Here is a 15,573-nt window from a genome sequence, read left to right as displayed (position 1 = left end):
GGCTAGTTTTACTGCTGGGGATTATTTACTTAAATTTAATTGTTTGAAATCAAAGTCAAATCTCTCACTTTGATTTCAAACGCGAAATGACTTTGATTTCAAACGAGGGGTTACAGATTTATCGCATAAATTGCCACAACTTCCGCGCCAATATGCAAAGTAGATGCGCCAAAGACAAATTTTCTATACAGCACGATACCACACGCACTCGCACACACAAACATTATAAGCGAGGCTAAGACATAGTGCAGATGATATATATAATGCAAGATATAAAATCCTACCCACTCACCAATGCTTACTGCGCCCCCGATAATGAGATATAATAAGGCTTGATGTGCTGTTTTAGTTTTCATCACATCTTGTTGTAAAGAATCTAGACGCATTGAGATAGGCTAAATATCTGCCCTCTCTAATACTGCACGTTATGAGATAAGCCAAAAGCCCCGTAATAAGAAGCACTACACTCACTATGCCAAGCCCGACACATACAAACAAAGTAGGGAATCTTGCTACTTTAGAAGTCTCTAAAAATTCCATAACAACAGGCACACTAAAGGCAATTCCCACAATCAAGCACAACGCACTTAAAATACCAAATACAAATAATGGACGCTCTGTAAAAAGCAGATTAAGAATCATAAGGGAAATTTTGAATCCGTCCTTGAAAGTAGAGAGTTTAGAGAAGCTCCCTTGTGGTCGTGCTTTACAAGGAGCTTTCACTGCAGCTGTGCGAAGTCTTTGTTGCAAGGCAAAAATAGTAAGTTCTGTCTCTATTTCAAAGCCATTGCTATGAGCAGGAAAGCTTTTCACAAAAGCATAAGAAAAGATTCTATATCCACTTAACATATCGCTTATTTTCGTGCCAAAGAGTATTTGTGCGCTTTTAGAAAAAAGTCTATTTCCAAAGCTATGAAGCGGACGATAGATGTGAGATTCACTCTCTCGTGCGATGTTGAGCATATCAAGCTTTTGCGTGAAAAACATATTGAGCGCGGAGGGCAAGGCTGAAACATCATATTGAGTATCCGCATCAATCATCACATAACAATCTGCTTGAATAAGCGCAAATGCCTCTCTCATAACTGCACCCTTGCCTTGTGTGGATACTTTATAGAGATAGAGTGATTTATCGTACATTGAAGCGATTTTAGTTTCTACAATCTTATATGAAGAATCGCTTGAATTATTATCAAACACATACACGAAGCTTTGGGGGAGAATTTCAAAAATTTCATCAATCACGCGCCCGATTGTAAGCTATTCATTGTAGCACGGAATGATAATGGCGATTTTGGCGGAGTATAATATAGAATCTAATGTATTTAGATTTGTATTTGGGCTAAGAAATGCCCCCCCCCCGATACATTATGTGAGGAAAGATGATTATTTTGCTGCATTTTTGTGCCTTATTATGACTTTAAATTACAAAGCGATGTGTGATTATAGCTTAGGATTTTCAATTTTACAAAGTTTCGCATAGATTTTACGCTGCGGGGTTTGTGCTATGTATTATTGTTGTATTATATTTATGGCACTACATATCAATATAGATTCTGTAATTTCACAAAATAAAGCCAATCACAAGCTTGTTATAAGGATTTTTTGCTACAATCGTGTGCTTAATTTTTAATGATTTCATTTTTATGATTTGGAGTAATAAATGGCAACCACCCTTTTTGTTGTGCAAATTGTCTTAGCAGTATTTATCACTATCATCGTGCTTTTGCAAAAAAGCTCGAGTATTGGGCTTGGTGCTTATAGCGGGAGCAATGAATCTGTATTTGGAGCAAAAGGTCCTGCTGGATTCTTATCAAAATTTACGATGTTTTTGGGGCTGCTTTTTATCATTAATACCATTGCACTAAGCTATGCCTACAACAAACAGAGCCAAAAAAGCGTGTTTGACGCTCTGCCAAGCGATGTTTTATCCGCCTCCCCTGCTGAAACAGATGGAGCAAATGCGTTTATCGTTGATGAAAATGCTGCTCCGTCTGCTCCTCTGCTTCAAACAGAGCCTATACAAAATAACGATAACTAAAGGAATCTTATGCTTAGCGAAATATATAAAGATGCTAAATCCCATATGGATAAGTCAATAGAATCTTTGCGTAGGGATTTTGCCACTCTCCGCAGCGGTAAGGTAAGTGTGAGTATCCTCGATAATATTCGCATAGATTATTATGGCACACCTACACCACTTAATCAAGTAGGTTCAGTTATCGCACAAGATGCGACAACTATCATCATCACGCCGTGGGAAAAGCCATTACTCAAAGATATTGAAAAAGCCATTCAAGAAGCAAATATTGGAGTGAATCCAAATAGCGATAGTGAGTGCATTAAGCTCTTTTTTCCTCCTATGTCTCAAGAGCAGAGAAAAGAAATTGCCAAAAATGCTAAATCTATGGGTGAAAAGGCAAAAGTCGCTATCCGCAATATTCGCCAAGATGCAAATAATCATATCAAAAAACTTGAAAAAGATAAGGGCATTACCGAAGATGAGAATAAAAAGGCACTTGATGAGATTCAAAAATACACCGATGAATATGTCAAAAAATGCGATGAAATGGTAAAGCATAAAGAAGAAGAGATAATGAAGGTATAGGGAATGAGTGAAGTTATAGGCATTAAAGCAAATAAAGATATTTATGACCTTATTACCGCCAAAGAGCAAGGTATTAGCGGGGAAGAGATAGCTTTTGATAATTCTTTTGAATCTTTAAATATTATCCGCCACTCGTGTGCGCATCTTATGGCTCAAGCGATTAAATCCCTTTATCCCGAAGCACAATTTTTCGTAGGACCTGTGGTAGATGAGGGATTCTATTATGATTTTAAAGTCAATAGCAAAATTGGCGAGGAAGATTTGCCTCGTATAGAATCTGCTATGCGTGAGATAGCTAAAAAAGCCTACCCTATCACAAAGATTACCCTACCACGCGCGGAGGTAGAAGCAAGATTTAAGGCTGATGAGCTTAAAGCAGCAGTGATGAGTCGTATTCAAAGTGATACGCTAAGTATCTACTCACAAGGCGATTTCGAGGATTTATGTAGAGGACCTCATCTCCCACATACTGCACTTTTAGAGCATTTTAAACTCACAAAGATTGCAGGGGCATATTTGGGTGGTGATGAAAAGGCACAAATGCTAACTAGAATCTATGGCATTGCCTTTGCAGATAGACAATCACTCAAAAACTACCTCTACCAGCTTGAAGAAGCAAAAAAACGCGACCATCGCAAACTTGGGCAAGAAATGGGGCTTTTTACCTTTGATGAAGAAGTTGGCGCAGGATTACCTATATGGCTACCCAAAGGGGCAAGATTGCGTAGAAATATTGAGAATCTTCTTACTCAAGCGCTCATAGAACGAGGCTATGAGCCGGTGAGAGGACCGGAGATTCTCAAAAGTGATGTGTGGAAAACGAGTGGGCATTATGCAAACTATGGCGAAAATATGTATTTTACAACCATTGATGAAGTAGAATATGGTATTAAACCGATGAATTGCGTGGGGCATATCAAAGTCTATCAAAGTTCGCCAAGAAGCTATCGTGATTTGCCTTTGCGTTTTTATGAATATGGCGTGGTGCATAGACACGAGAAAAGCGGCGTGTTGCACGGCTTATTGCGCGTGAGGGAATTTACACAAGATGATGCACATATTTTTTGCAAAGCCGAGCAGATTGGCGCAGAAGTGAATGATATTATCGATTTTTGCAAAAGCGTGATGAATGCCTTTAACTTTAGCTATGAAATGGAGCTCTCCACCCGCCCAGAGAAGTCCATAGGCGATGAGAAAGTATGGAAAAGCGCGACTGCTGCGCTCAAAGAGGCACTAGAGCAAAATCATATCAACTACCGCATAGATGAGGGTGGCGGGGCATTTTATGGACCAAAGATTGATATTAAAATCACTGATGCTATTGGCAGAAAGTGGCAATGCGGGACAATTCAAGTCGATATGAATCTGCCCGAAAGATTTAGTCTTAGCTATACCGATGAGTACAACGAGCAGGTGCAACCTGTAATGATTCACCGCGCACTTTTAGGCTCTTTTGAACGATTTGTGGCAATTTTGACAGAGCATTTTGCTGGAGAGTTTCCGCTATTTATCGCACCCACACAAGTGATTTTAATTCCCATTGGTGAAGCACAGCTTGAATATACAAAGACTTTACGAGCTAAGATTCTAAATATTGGTGCTTATGCTGAAGTGCTTGATAAAAATGAGAGTTTAAGCAAAAAAATAAGAATTGCAGAAAAGCAAAAAGTCCCGCTCATTGTGGTAATTGGCGAAAAAGAAGTAGAAAGCAAGATTTTAGCAATCCGTGATAGGCGGGAAAAATCACAATATGAACTCGCAGAAGATGACTTCATCACTGCGCTAAAAACCAAAATAGGAGAGGTTAGCTTTTGAGCAAAGAAGAAGTGTTACTCAATGAGGAGATAGATTTCAAAGAAGTGCGTTGTGTCAGTGATAATGGCGAGGTGTATGGTATTATTCCTTCAAGCGAAGCATTAGCCATAGCACAAAAAGCTGGGCTTGACTTGGTGCTTATCTCACCCACTGCCAAACCGCCTGTGTGTAAGGTTATGGATTATGGCAAATTCCGCTACCAAGCCGAAAAAAAGCAAAAAGAAGCACGCAAAAAACAAAAACAAATTGAGATTAAAGAGATTAAGCTCTCAACCCAAATCGCGCAAAATGATATTAACTACAAAGTCAAGCACGCAATTGAGTTTTTAGAATCCGGCAAACACGTGAAATTTAAGGTATTCCTAAAACAGCGCGAGATGAGCATCCCCGATGCTGGAATGGATACCTTGCGCAAGGTTGCGGCAATGATAGAGGATATTGCGGTGGCTGAGAAAGAACCAAAGCTTGAGGGAAAATATCTCAATGTGCTTTATGTCCCAAAGAAAAAAGACAAACATTAATCTTATGAAAGGAGAGTGATAATGCCAAAGATGAAAACAAATCGTGGCGCAGCTAAACGTTTTAAGCTTAAAAAAAATGCAATCAAACGTGGCTCTGCGTTTAAGAATCATATCTTAACCAAGAAAAAACCTAGACGCATTGCTAATCTTAATGCACCAAAATATGTTCACAGCACTAATGTTGATTCTGTAAAAAGCCTACTTTGTATGGCTTAAGAATCTAGCTCCCCATAGTTGCTTTAAGCAAAAATGGGAAAGAGAAGCGTAGCTTACACCTAGAAAGGTAAAGGAGAAAAAATGAGAGTAAAAACAGGCGTTGTCCGAAGACGAAGACACAAAAAGATTCTAAAACTTGCGCGAGGCTTTTATAGCGGACGCCGCAAACATTTTAGAAAGGCAAAAGAGCAGTTAGAGCGCAGTATGTGCTATGCTTTCCGCGATAGGAAGCAAAAGAAGCGCAATTTTAGACAGCTATGGATTACGCGTATCAATGCGGCGTGTAAAATGAATGGCATAAACTATTCTCGCTTTATGTATGCCCTCAAATGCGCGAATATCGAGCTTGATAGAAAAATCCTTGCTGATATGGCGATGAATGATATAAACGCATTTAATGCTATTGTCGCAAGTGTGAAAGATAAGATTAAATAGCTTTTGTGCTTTAAAATCTTTGATTTAAAGCCCATACTCGGTGTGTGAAATGCGCCCTAGCGTATGGATTACACCACGAGCGTATTAGAATCTGTAAAAATCGCGTGAGGTATGATCTTTTACGCGGTTTTTACATTGTATTTCATATCTTTGCATTACAATGAGCGTGTGTTGCTCGTCTTTTATGTATTATGCTATGACTAATTATGCGGATTCAAACAAAATACGTCAAAGACACTTGGTAGATTTTATAGAATCTCAAAGGAATTGTAAGCTTTTCAAGCTATCTAGATTCTATAAAGTCTCATTTAGATTACATCTCTACACAAGGAAGCCCTATGCAAGATATACCACAATTTGCCCAAATGCAGAGCGCGATTTTTCCTTTTATGGGCTCACTTCTTTTTATTGCACTTCATATCTATATCTATAAAGCCTTGCTTAAATCACTCTCTACCAAAGCATTTGTGCGCCTTGTGTGGAAAATTTTTACCATTCTTAACGCCCTGCATTGTATCGCTTACCTCTTTTTGCGCGATAGTGCGAATGTCCCTCAAAGCTTTTATTTTTTGCTCTCACTCTGTCTTGGTATTGCCTTTGTCTTTGCTATGGCGGCTTTTTTGTATCAATGCTTCTCACTCATCATTATGGCTTTACGCACAAAAAGTGCGCGTTCGCGTTGGCGACATAGGACAAAAGTCGCTATTTTTGCCTTAAGCCTTGTTATGCTCGCCTTTGGCACTTATAATGGCGTGAGGAAGCCTGATATTATCGAACATACAATTCCTATCAAAGGCTTAAATAAGCCCATAAAGGCGGCGGTGCTTAGTGATGTGCATATCGGTGGGCTAATGGAGCATAGCAAGATTCAACAAATTGTGGAGATGACAAATGCCCTCGAAGCTAATGTGATTTTCATCACTGGTGATTTGGTCGATGCGAGGCTACAAAATGTAGAATCAGTCGTGGATTTACTTAAAAATCTTAGCGCGAAAGATGGTGTATTCTATGTGTTGGGTAATCACGAATACTTCCACGATGTATATAATATCCTTGACAAACTCAAGTCTTTAGGTTTTAAAATTCTTATCAATGAAAACTATGTGCTAAATGGCGTGGTAAATATTGCGGGAATGGCGGATTTTATGGGGTGGCGAGTGGGCTATTTAGAGCCAGATTTTGAGCAGACTTTCGCCCATATCGATACTACACTGCCTACAATCCTCCTCAATCATCAGCCAAAGGCGGTATATTTCCTTGAAGATTTTTATAATAAAGTGGATATAGTAGTGAGCGGACACACGCACGGCGGACAAATTTTTCCCTTTTCTCTTGCTATGCTTTTGCAGCAGCCTTACATCTCTGGACTACATACATTTGACAACGAGCATAAGACAAAAGTCTATGTATCACAAGGTGCAGGATTCTGGGGACCACCTATGCGCGTAGGAAGTGAGCGCGAAATTAGTGTGCTAAATCTTGTGCCAGAACAATAAGATTCTATTTTGCATTCTAAAATCCCATACAATTACACGCTCTAGCCTATTGTGCTAAGCCACGAGGCTTAAAGCCAAAAAGATGATATTTTATAGAATCTAAACCTTTCAAAAAACCCTATAAATTCTGTTTTTGCATAGAATAACACAAAGAAACGCTAAAATATATATATCTTTTGTGTATTTCGCCTAAAAAAATTCTTTAATGATTAATTGGATAGAGATACCAAAACAAATACATATTACAAAGAGTTTGATGATTTTTGCTCCGTGCTTTATCGCAAATTTTGCCCAAGACTTGCACCGATAATTTGCCCTGCACACATTACTATCCCTATTAGGATAAAAAATATAACAAAGAAGATATTAATACTACTAAAGACAATAGAGGGAGAATGTGCTAAAGCTTTGCCAAGTCTATATCCTCCAACACTTACAACCACCTAAAACCAAACAGGTATATCTTGCAAGATTCCAAATCTCTCCGCACCTAGTATGAGTAACGCCCCTACAAGCCCAGCAATCACCCCAGCAAGCGCGTCATCGCCTACTACGCCAAGTCCGCCCTTGCATTCTCTATCAATCTTGCCAATATATGAAGGTTTGGTAATGTCAAAGATTCTAAAAAACACAAATGCCAAAACAAGCTCCAGCACTCCAAAGCCGATGATTGACATCGCTATCCATACACCCACAAGCTCATCAATCACTATGCTTTTATCATCGTGCGTATGCGTGTGTGCCTCGTATAAGTCAATATACTTTACCGCCACGAGTGCAATAAATACACTTAATAAAAATAAAGTCTCACGCGAATAATACACAATGGGCGCACCCAAAATCACGGCTAACGTACTCCCAGCAGTCCCGGGAGCTTTGGGGCAGTAGCCACTATACAAAAGGCTTAAGAATAAGTCTTTAATGAGTTTTTGTTTTTTCATTCTCTAGATTCTAAGCTTGTGTTGTGTTTTTGTTTTTACGGATAATACCATACTTCTTGCGCTTTTCCCACAGGCTTTTGCGGCTCATACCAAGCTTTTTAGCGAGTTCTATATCAGGGTAGCGACTTTCATATTTAGCTATAATGATTTTCTCATATTCTTTCACGGATAGAATCTCCCCGCCAAGCTCCACGCTATTAGACTGACACGAAATATCTATCACTTGAGGAAAAGCGATTTTTTCACTTGAAACAACAGAGAGGATAACATTATACTTTAGGGCTGCTTCTAAAAAGTCCTTTCTGTCACTCTTTTTAAGCCCCTCTAAATTTGTGATGTAATAAATCTCATTTTTCTTAGGTGGCACACGAAAAATACTTTTCCAAGTCTCCTCTTTGAGTGAGTGGAATTGAAAATGTATATGCTTCTCTCGTGCATATCGCATAGCATAAATATCCGCGCTCCTTTGAGAATTTGTCTTAATCACAAAAGGCGGATTATACAAAAATGGCTCGGGTGTGCTTAATTCACGCTCGATAAAGCTGAAATAACTGCGATAAAAACTAATCTCTTCATTCATCTCTCTATAAGTCCTATAATGCGTGATTTTGCGTATCAGCTCATCAACAATAAAAGGCTTTACGATATAATCTGTAACGCCATTACGCAAGGGCTTAATCACTGTGTCATCATTGATATAAGCGATCATTAAAATGATAATCGCCTGTGGATAAATCTTGCTTAACTCCGTATAGCCATCATTAATCGTCCCAAATGAAGCCAAAATCACATCATAATGGTCTTTTTGCACCTCTTTAAGAGAGTGTGCTATCACACATTCCAAGCGCAAATCGCTCAACTTGTTTGCAATACTCTGTGCTAGATAAATCTCATTTTCAATGATTAATACTTTCATTTTACCTCTCCCCTATTGTAGATTCCAATCATTTTTCCTCCTTATTTTGATATTTATGAGTTTGCCAATCAAAAAATCCCATACTTACTTGCGCTTGCACGCATACTCCCTCTTTGCGTCCCACAAAGCCCAAGCCTTCCGTGGTTGTTGCTTTGATATTAATGCGTGAGAGTGGCACTTGTAGAATCTCCGCCACAACTTTACGCATTTGTGCCTTATATGGAGCAATCTTTGGCACTTGTGCCATAATACTTATATCTGCATTATGTAACTCATAGCCCACACTTTGGGCAAACTCATAAATCTCTTTTAGAAGTATTTTAGAATCCGCGCCTTTATATGCCACATCTGTATCGGGGAACCACTGCCCTATATCGCCCCCACCTATCGCGCCAAGTATTGCATCACACAGCGCGTGCAACGCCACATCGCCATCACTATGAGCCTTAAAACCAAAGGGAGATTCTATTCTCACGCCACAGAGCCACATTTCTTTAGAATCTTCAAACTCGTGTATATCAATGCCACTACCGACAAAAGTCCTCGCGCTTGGGGAATTAAGATGATGCAAGGACAAATCACTACTAAAGGTAAGCTTATTCATTAGCGCACTGCCCTCTACAAAGGCGATTTTTCCACCGTGTGAGTGGATTGCCGAGCTTTCATCGCTAAAGTCTTTTTCTCCCCTTAAGGCTTCTTTTAATACGCTTACTCGGCTTAGTTGCGGAGTTTGAATAAGCTTTAAAGATTCTCTTTTGAGATAATCTCCCTCATAAAAGCTCGTATCCACCACACGCAAAAATGGCACGACACAATCAGTATATGAATCTTGCCTTATTTGCACAATCATTTCTTCTATCACAGACGCTACACTATTCCACCGCGCGACATCGCTGACTAACACAAAGGGGGTATTGACACACTCTAGTGCATTACGCAAAGAATTTACACGCGTATCACCACCACGCACGATATGGTATTCACTCATATCTTTCATATAAGTATAATCTGTGCTCGAAGCAGTAATAAGCACTTCTTTAAAATCAAAATGTGAAGTAATATTGTGAGTAGCCACAAGCCACAAAGGCTCTTCGCCCACGCGTAACCACTGCTTTTTGCAATTGCAATCTTTGCGAAACCTCGTAGCATTTCCCGCTGCCATCATAATAAGTGTAATGTCATCTAAAACCAAAGTCAAAATCCCAATTCATCAAAATAAAAAGAGTATTCTAGCATTAGAAAACAAAAAATAAGCTAAAATTTGTTACTTAAATTCCCATATTGTTTAACTTTATTTTAAATTTTCTGTGTGCATTTTGTAAAATTAAATAGCATAACAATCACTTAATTTTTTTTAAGAATCCGCTTTCAAAAAGGATATTATATGAGAACACAATGGGTGCAAGAACGCGCCAATGATTCAATCCGCACACAGCTACACTACGCCAAAAAGGGCGTTATCACAAAAGAAATGGAATATGTGGCAAATATTGAATCCATCTCCCCCACTCTCGTGCTTGAAGAAATTAAGCGCGGGAGGCTCATTATCCCTGCAAATATCAATCACACCAATCTTAAACCTATGGGTATTGGCATAGCCACACGCACCAAAATTAACTCAAATATCGGTAGCTCCTCACTTGCAAGCTCCATTGATGAAGAAGTAGAAAAAGTTAAAGTATCTATTAAATATGGTGCGGATACGATTATGGACTTAAGCACCGGTGGGGATTTAGATGAAATACGCACTGCAGTTATTCAAGCCTCAAGTGTGCCTATTGGAACGGTGCCTATGTATCAGATTCTCTATGATGTAAAAAATGATGTATTAAAACTTGATATTGACACAATGCTTTCCGTCCTTGAAAAACAAGCACAGCAAGGCGTGAGCTATTTTACTATTCACTGCGGCTTTTTGCTCTCACATATGCCTTTTGTCGCTAAGCGCAAAATGGGTATTGTCTCACGTGGTGGTAGCCTTATGGCAAGTTGGATGATGCACTACCACAAAGAGAATCCATTCTATGAGCATTTTGATGAGATTCTAAAAATTTGCCAAAAGTATGATGTAAGCCTCTCTTTGGGGGATTCACTGCGCCCGGGCTGTTTGGCTGATGCGAGTGATGAGGCGCAATTTGCCGAACTCAAAGTGCTAGGAGAACTCGCCAAAAGAGCGTGGGAAGCCGATGTGCAGGTAATGATAGAGGGTCCCGGACACGTGCCGCTTAACCAAATTGAGCGCAATGTTGAGCTTCAAAAACAATATTGTAACCACGCACCTTTTTATGTGCTAGGACCTTTGGTTACAGACATTGCGGCAGGATATGACCATATCGCAAGTGCCATTGGTGCGTGTGTAGCGGCGTGGAAAGGTGTGGCAATGCTCTGCTATGTAACGCCAAAAGAGCATTTAGGACTGCCTAATGCCAAAGATGTGCGTGAGGGTATTTTAGCTTACAAAATTGCTGCACACGCTGCAGATATTGCTCGTGGGCGTATAGGTGCGCGTGATAGAGATGATGCAATGAGTGATGCACGATATGCTTTTGATTGGAATAAGCAATTTGAACTCGCCCTTGACCCAGATAGAGCGCGTGAATACCACGATGAAGCCTTACCCCAAGAAGTATTTAAAGATGCTGAATTTTGCTCAATGTGTGGTCCAAAATTCTGTAGCTATAAAATCTCACAAGATATTTTTAAAGCCCATAATGCTAGAGAATCTGAAGATACTCAACCTCTAGCATCAAATCAATGATAAGGAGAATTATATGGGAAATTTATTTGTCTGCCTCGTGCATTATACAAAACCACTTGAGGAAGTGCTCCAAAAGCTTGATGCTCATCGTGCTTATCTTAAAAAAGGTTATGATAAGGGGATTTTACTCGCCTCAGGCGCTAGAATCCCTAGAGATGGTGGCATTATTATTGGTAAATTTGCAAATAAAGATGAAGCTTTAAGCTTTTCTCAAGCCGACCCTTTTACACAGCATAATCTCGCACGATATGAGATTTTTGAGTTTGAGCCTATACTTCACGCACAAATACTTACAGATTTTTTAAAACAATAATTTTAAAATCTCTAATATCTATAATAAGAAATGCCATAGCTGACAAAAATACGAATTTTAGTTTTGCTTGTGGGACGTGGATAGTCTTTATAGGCAATTTCTATTGTGCGCTCACTATTGCGGTCTAATAGCATATAATTTGAAGAAACAATTATTTTAAGCCCGCTAATATCGCCATTAGGGTGGAGATAAAATTCCACTGCACTTAAACCTTCCTGCCCCAAACGCAATGCACTCGGTGGATATTGCAAGTAACGTTGTGTAATGCGCCCAATATCTCGTAAATGATTGACTAAAAATTCTTGTTCAGCTAATCCATAATCACCAAATTCAGCTCCATAAAGTTCCTCAATATCGCGCTGCGCGATTCTATCTACTGATTGGAATTTGCCTAGAGCCTTTATCTTACTATTGTGATTTTGCGCTTTCTTACCACTACCTGTGCCACCCTTACCCGCACTACTACCTTGATAAAGGCTTAGAGAGCTTAAATCAAAAGCATTGCTTTGCTGTATTTGTGGCGAGGTGGTAGGCGCAGGAGATGAGGCATTAGGGGATTTTGGCGATATAGGCAGCATAGGAGCTTGAGCGGGAGAGGAGTCGCCCTGCTCACCACCGCTTAAAATTTGGAATCCCGCCACTTTCATACGCATATCTTTTGATGTGCCTTTTTTAAACTGCATTGAATCAAAACGCACAAAAAGCAGCACACAAATCACAAGATGAATCACAAAGGATACAAAAAGCCATAGCCACAAGTGTGAGTTAGATTCTGTATATGTGCGTGAGGTCATTATCACTTACTGCTTATTGGGTATGAAGATACTTAGAAAGTCTCTCCTGCTTTTGCTCCAAAAGTTTGGCAAACTGATCATCAAAACGCAACTGCTCCTCTAATGTAATATTTTGTGGGATAGGATAGCGGTCAATCAATGTCGTGCTTGTCGCGCCTATCAAAATCAAATACCGATAACCATTAGATTCTAATGTCAAAATCTTATGCTTAGAATCAATGTCCTTTCGTGAGACAACCTCGATTTTTGTAGGGTCAAAAAGCTCTGGTTTTGTCTGCGAAATGGAGGCAAGATAGCTCTTAAATGGCTTTTTGCGCACCACATATCGCTTTACAATCCATAGCACAATCACCAAAAAAGCCATAACACCAAGAACAGCCATATATCGCCAAGTATCGATATTCATATCCTCTTTAAATGGGAGAACACTGCTTAATATATCGTTGCTTTGCGTGTTTTGCTCTATGGGTTTAGGCGTGGGAGCGGTGCTAGGAGGACTTGTGATAATATCAATATTTGGAATCTTATGCGGAGTTTGTAGCAGTATATCAATTTCACTTTGAAGAGGAGCTACTTTGATAAAAACAATCTTAAAAGCATAGGGTGCTTTACTCAACTGCACATCAATAATTTTCACATCACCCACGCCAATCACATACAGGCTTCCCTGCACATTAAAAACCTGCACTTCTTTGATAAAAAAACCGCTAAAGCTTTGATTACGCGCATTTGCTTGAAGTTGAGGGAAAACAACACCCTTGTAACCCTCCTGCATAGTGAGATGAGGAGACTTCTCATATACGCCACGCATATTTAAGATGACCTCTACCCTATCCACACCTTGCTTAATTTCAATGTCGCTAATCTCCACATCTGCATACAAAATGTGTGCTATGGCTAGACACACAAATATCACACGCCATTTCATAAACCATACCTATGTGCTATTCGCGTGTAAGATAATATACAATCGCATTAGAATCTAAAATTTCATTGATACGAATAGCAAGGTTGCGCTCATATACCATTACTTCGCCCTTACCAATCACGCGCTTATTGACAAAAATCTCTATGCTCTCCCCTGCTGGTTTGCCCAAATCAATGATAGAGCCTTTTTCAAAGCGCAAAATCTCGCCTAATGGAATCTTTGTATTACCAAGCTCTGCATTAAATAAAACATCCATATCCAAAAGCCCAGTATAGCTATTCATAATATCTTCAAGATATGTAGCAAGCTCTATATCCTTGGCTGAATGGATTCTTTGCTTATCTAAGATACTTTCTCCAGCCATTACAACTCCCTTTAATTGATGCGTCTCATATAGATACTACAATGCCCATTATCGAGCCTAAAATGCAATCCGTGGTCGTGATTTTTAATCAGCCTATGCCCCAAAAACTCCGGTGTAGAAATATCAAAACTCTTACCAAGCTCCTGTGCCATTACCTTTGCCCTACCCACGGTTAAATTTGCTAACTCTCTCGCCATATCCTCCAAGGCTTGTTCGGTAGGAGAGTGATCACCCAAAAAATCCCTACAAAAAATACGCAAGAATACTTTATCAAAAAGCAAAAACACATCATTACGTGTGCCAATCATACTAATTCTACTCAAATAACCTTTTTTCAATGGCATTATAGAATCTGTAGGCTTTTTATTAATACTCTTTTCAACAATATCAAAAAAACTACGATGAATAATATCCATTACAAACCACCTTTACTTTATTTTGCAAAATAAACCCCATATTATATAACATTTTTAGGTTCAAATAGGCTTGAAGTTGCATTTATTTTGACAAAATGCGCTAACAAAGCACTGCTCGCACATTGGTTTTAATGCCTTGCAAGTATAGCGACCAAAGAGCACAAATGCCTGATGAAGCGTGTCAAGCTGTGTTTTAAATATCTCTGTGAGTTCTTGCTCGGTTTGCTTTGCGCTTTTTGCACCACTTAACCCCAGACGATGAGATACGCGGAAAACGTGCGTATCCACCGCCATATAGTTTTGCTCCAAAAATTCTATCAGCACCACATTAGCTGTCTTTTGCCCCACACCTGCAAGTGTTTTAAGCTCCTCTTGTGTTGTAGGAATATTCCCATTAAAGTCTTTCATCACCTGCGTTGCCATTAATTTTAGATGTTTTGCCTTATTGTTAAAAAATGAAACAGATTTAATCAATTCTTTAATTTCTGCCTCATCAGCTGCTGCTAAACTCGCCACATCTGGAAAAGCTTTAAAAAGTGCGGGAGTTACGATATTGACGCGCTTATCAGTGCATTGGGCAGAGAGCATTACACACACAAGCAATTCATAAAGATTATGATAGACAAGCTCAGTTTTAGCATTTGCATAATGCTCCAAAAACAACGCTTTAATTACGGAAATATCCTTTTTTTTACATTTTTTGAATCTTGTTTTAGTCTCCATAAATACACTGCCTTAAAGTGGCTCAACGACAATCATCTTTGCCTCGCTATCACGCAAAGCTACTTGTGTGCCATCAATAAGCACCGCCACCGCCATACGCTTTATAGAGTGGCTCATCACTTGACACATCTTACCTTTGACAATACCAAAGGACATAAATCTATCCCTTAATGCCTCATCTTGTGTGCTGCTAGAGACTATCTTACACTTCTGCCCCACACTACAATCATAAAGTGTCATTTTTATCCTTTTTATGCGCCTATCATCAGCTAAGTTTCAAGTATATATACAAAAAATTTGCGAGATTGTATATCAAATAAAATAACACA

The 15,573-nt window shown here is 39.3% G+C and carries 21 protein-coding genes; 10 read left to right on the top strand and 11 right to left on the bottom strand.

The features are described from left to right. Positions 1 to 110 precede the first annotated feature (110 nt). Positions 111 to 356, bottom strand: a complete 246-nt coding sequence (locus LS67_RS05480; RefSeq protein ID WP_052099807.1) for a hypothetical protein — start codon at positions 354 to 356, stop codon at positions 111 to 113. Next, entirely contained in the window at positions 346 to 1,245 is a 900-nt protein-coding gene (locus LS67_RS05475; RefSeq protein WP_231944825.1) for a glycosyltransferase family 2 protein, read from the bottom strand. Before LS67_RS05475 ends, LS67_RS05480 begins: the two co-directional genes overlap by 11 nt. 40 nt (positions 1,246 to 1,285) lie before the next feature. Here LS67_RS05475 and LS67_RS05470 point away from each other — a divergent pair, with 40 nt between their 5' ends. The 8 genes from LS67_RS05470 (at position 1,286) to LS67_RS05435 (ending at position 7,091) form a co-directional block, all read left to right on the top strand. Further along, positions 1,286 to 1,483 (top strand): hypothetical protein, encoded by a 198-nt coding sequence (locus LS67_RS05470; protein WP_034325594.1) that lies wholly within the window; start codon positions 1,286 to 1,288, stop codon positions 1,481 to 1,483. A gap of 180 nt (positions 1,484 to 1,663) precedes the next feature. Beyond that, positions 1,664 to 2,041, top strand: coding sequence for a preprotein translocase subunit SecG (secG, locus tag LS67_RS05465; RefSeq protein WP_034325591.1), 378 nt, complete (start codon positions 1,664 to 1,666; stop codon positions 2,039 to 2,041). 9 nt (positions 2,042 to 2,050) lie between these two features. Beyond that, positions 2,051 to 2,608, top strand: coding sequence for a ribosome recycling factor (gene frr, locus LS67_RS05460; protein WP_034325588.1), 558 nt, complete (start codon positions 2,051 to 2,053; stop codon positions 2,606 to 2,608). A gap of 3 nt (positions 2,609 to 2,611) precedes the next feature. Continuing rightward, positions 2,612 to 4,423: a threonine--tRNA ligase gene (thrS, locus tag LS67_RS05455; protein WP_034325585.1), complete on the top strand. Its 1,812-nt coding sequence runs from the start codon at positions 2,612 to 2,614 to the stop codon at positions 4,421 to 4,423. Further along, the gene (gene infC, locus LS67_RS05450; RefSeq protein ID WP_034325582.1) at positions 4,420 to 4,944 is read left to right on the top strand and encodes a translation initiation factor IF-3; all 525 of its coding nucleotides are present in this window, start codon (positions 4,420 to 4,422) and stop codon (positions 4,942 to 4,944) included. The genes thrS and infC overlap by 4 nt, the downstream gene beginning before the upstream one ends. Positions 4,945 to 4,965: 21 nt before the next feature. Next, the gene (rpmI, locus tag LS67_RS05445; RefSeq protein WP_034325579.1) at positions 4,966 to 5,160 is read left to right on the top strand and encodes a 50S ribosomal protein L35; all 195 of its coding nucleotides are present in this window, start codon (positions 4,966 to 4,968) and stop codon (positions 5,158 to 5,160) included. Between the two features lie 81 nt (positions 5,161 to 5,241). Further along, on the top strand, positions 5,242 to 5,595 hold the full coding sequence (gene rplT / locus LS67_RS05440; RefSeq protein WP_034325576.1) for a 50S ribosomal protein L20: 354 nt from the start codon (positions 5,242 to 5,244) through the stop codon (positions 5,593 to 5,595). A gap of 338 nt (positions 5,596 to 5,933) precedes the next feature. After that, positions 5,934 to 7,091 (top strand): metallophosphoesterase, encoded by a 1,158-nt coding sequence (locus LS67_RS05435; RefSeq protein WP_034325573.1) that lies wholly within the window; start codon positions 5,934 to 5,936, stop codon positions 7,089 to 7,091. Positions 7,092 to 7,534: 443 nt separating this feature from the next. On the opposite strand, the gene LS67_RS05430 is transcribed toward LS67_RS05435, so the two are convergent. From LS67_RS05430 to LS67_RS05420, 3 genes are read right to left on the bottom strand one after another with little or no spacing between them, the layout of a single operon-like run. Next, a complete protein-coding gene (locus LS67_RS05430) occupies positions 7,535 to 8,032 on the bottom strand; it encodes a phosphatidylglycerophosphatase A family protein (RefSeq protein ID WP_052082118.1) in 498 nt (165 codons plus the stop codon). 10 nt (positions 8,033 to 8,042) lie between these two features. Further along, positions 8,043 to 8,948, bottom strand: coding sequence for a response regulator (locus LS67_RS05425; RefSeq protein ID WP_034325570.1), 906 nt, complete (start codon positions 8,946 to 8,948; stop codon positions 8,043 to 8,045). 28 nt (positions 8,949 to 8,976) lie between these two features. Then, positions 8,977 to 10,140 (bottom strand): bifunctional 2-C-methyl-D-erythritol 4-phosphate cytidylyltransferase/2-C-methyl-D-erythritol 2,4-cyclodiphosphate synthase, encoded by a 1,164-nt coding sequence (locus LS67_RS05420; RefSeq protein ID WP_081953894.1) that lies wholly within the window; start codon positions 10,138 to 10,140, stop codon positions 8,977 to 8,979. A gap of 192 nt (positions 10,141 to 10,332) precedes the next feature. Here LS67_RS05420 and thiC point away from each other — a divergent pair, with 192 nt between their 5' ends. Together thiC and LS67_RS05410 are read left to right on the top strand one after the other, a co-directional pair. After that, a complete protein-coding gene (gene thiC / locus LS67_RS05415) occupies positions 10,333 to 11,706 on the top strand; it encodes a phosphomethylpyrimidine synthase ThiC (RefSeq protein WP_034325568.1) in 1,374 nt (457 codons plus the stop codon). Between the two features lie 13 nt (positions 11,707 to 11,719). Further along, positions 11,720 to 12,019 (top strand): YciI family protein, encoded by a 300-nt coding sequence (locus tag LS67_RS05410; RefSeq protein WP_034325565.1) that lies wholly within the window; start codon positions 11,720 to 11,722, stop codon positions 12,017 to 12,019. Between the two features lie 11 nt (positions 12,020 to 12,030). Here the strand turns inward: LS67_RS05410 and LS67_RS05405 are convergent, their stop codons facing one another. From LS67_RS05405 to LS67_RS05380, 6 genes are read right to left on the bottom strand one after another with little or no spacing between them, the layout of a single operon-like run. Further along, on the bottom strand, positions 12,031 to 12,813 hold the full coding sequence (locus LS67_RS05405; RefSeq protein WP_034325562.1) for an energy transducer TonB: 783 nt from the start codon (positions 12,811 to 12,813) through the stop codon (positions 12,031 to 12,033). A gap of 13 nt (positions 12,814 to 12,826) precedes the next feature. Beyond that, positions 12,827 to 13,741, bottom strand: coding sequence for a flagellar biosynthetic protein FliO (locus LS67_RS05400; protein WP_138109623.1), 915 nt, complete (start codon positions 13,739 to 13,741; stop codon positions 12,827 to 12,829). 16 nt (positions 13,742 to 13,757) lie between these two features. Continuing rightward, a complete protein-coding gene (gene fliN, locus LS67_RS05395) occupies positions 13,758 to 14,105 on the bottom strand; it encodes a flagellar motor switch protein FliN (protein ID WP_034325561.1) in 348 nt (115 codons plus the stop codon). A gap of 11 nt (positions 14,106 to 14,116) precedes the next feature. Then, complete coding sequence (locus LS67_RS05390) at positions 14,117 to 14,521, bottom strand: chemotaxis protein CheX (protein WP_034325559.1); 405 nt, start codon at positions 14,519 to 14,521, stop codon at positions 14,117 to 14,119. A gap of 60 nt (positions 14,522 to 14,581) precedes the next feature. Further along, a complete protein-coding gene (gene nth, locus LS67_RS05385; RefSeq protein ID WP_034325557.1) occupies positions 14,582 to 15,244 on the bottom strand; it encodes an endonuclease III in 663 nt (220 codons plus the stop codon). Between the two features lie 12 nt (positions 15,245 to 15,256). After that, a complete protein-coding gene (locus LS67_RS05380) occupies positions 15,257 to 15,484 on the bottom strand; it encodes a FeoA family protein (protein WP_034325554.1) in 228 nt (75 codons plus the stop codon). Positions 15,485 to 15,573: the final 89 nt, after the last annotated feature.

This window comes from Helicobacter sp. MIT 03-1616 (assembly GCF_000765685.2).
Classification (GTDB): Bacteria; Campylobacterota; Campylobacteria; order Campylobacterales; family Helicobacteraceae; genus Helicobacter_C; species Helicobacter_C typhlonius.
This window is presented reverse-complemented; position numbering and strand designations above follow the sequence as displayed.

Coding starts and splice junctions, on each gene's coding strand:
- LS67_RS05380 (WP_034325554.1), bottom strand. CDS start 15,484: ATGACACTTTATGATTGTAGTGTGGGGCAGAAGTGTAAGATAGTCTCT.
- rpmI (WP_034325579.1), top strand. CDS start 4,966: ATGCCAAAGATGAAAACAAATCGTGGCGCAGCTAAACGTTTTAAGCTT.
- thiC (WP_034325568.1), top strand. CDS start 10,333: ATGAGAACACAATGGGTGCAAGAACGCGCCAATGATTCAATCCGCACA.
- fliN (WP_034325561.1), bottom strand. CDS start 14,105: ATGGCTGGAGAAAGTATCTTAGATAAGCAAAGAATCCATTCAGCCAAG.
- secG (WP_034325591.1), top strand. CDS start 1,664: ATGGCAACCACCCTTTTTGTTGTGCAAATTGTCTTAGCAGTATTTATC.
- LS67_RS05405 (WP_034325562.1), bottom strand. CDS start 12,813: ATGACCTCACGCACATATACAGAATCTAACTCACACTTGTGGCTATGG.
- LS67_RS05410 (WP_034325565.1), top strand. CDS start 11,720: ATGGGAAATTTATTTGTCTGCCTCGTGCATTATACAAAACCACTTGAG.
- LS67_RS05470 (WP_034325594.1), top strand. CDS start 1,286: ATGGCGATTTTGGCGGAGTATAATATAGAATCTAATGTATTTAGATTT.
- frr (WP_034325588.1), top strand. CDS start 2,051: ATGCTTAGCGAAATATATAAAGATGCTAAATCCCATATGGATAAGTCA.
- LS67_RS05480 (WP_052099807.1), bottom strand. CDS start 356: ATGAAAACTAAAACAGCACATCAAGCCTTATTATATCTCATTATCGGG.
- thrS (WP_034325585.1), top strand. CDS start 2,612: ATGAGTGAAGTTATAGGCATTAAAGCAAATAAAGATATTTATGACCTT.
- LS67_RS05400 (WP_138109623.1), bottom strand. CDS start 13,741: ATGAAATGGCGTGTGATATTTGTGTGTCTAGCCATAGCACACATTTTG.
- LS67_RS05425 (WP_034325570.1), bottom strand. CDS start 8,948: ATGAAAGTATTAATCATTGAAAATGAGATTTATCTAGCACAGAGTATT.
- LS67_RS05435 (WP_034325573.1), top strand. CDS start 5,934: ATGCAAGATATACCACAATTTGCCCAAATGCAGAGCGCGATTTTTCCT.
- LS67_RS05430 (WP_052082118.1), bottom strand. CDS start 8,032: ATGAAAAAACAAAAACTCATTAAAGACTTATTCTTAAGCCTTTTGTAT.
- rplT (WP_034325576.1), top strand. CDS start 5,242: ATGAGAGTAAAAACAGGCGTTGTCCGAAGACGAAGACACAAAAAGATT.
- nth (WP_034325557.1), bottom strand. CDS start 15,244: ATGGAGACTAAAACAAGATTCAAAAAATGTAAAAAAAAGGATATTTCC.
- LS67_RS05390 (WP_034325559.1), bottom strand. CDS start 14,521: ATGGATATTATTCATCGTAGTTTTTTTGATATTGTTGAAAAGAGTATT.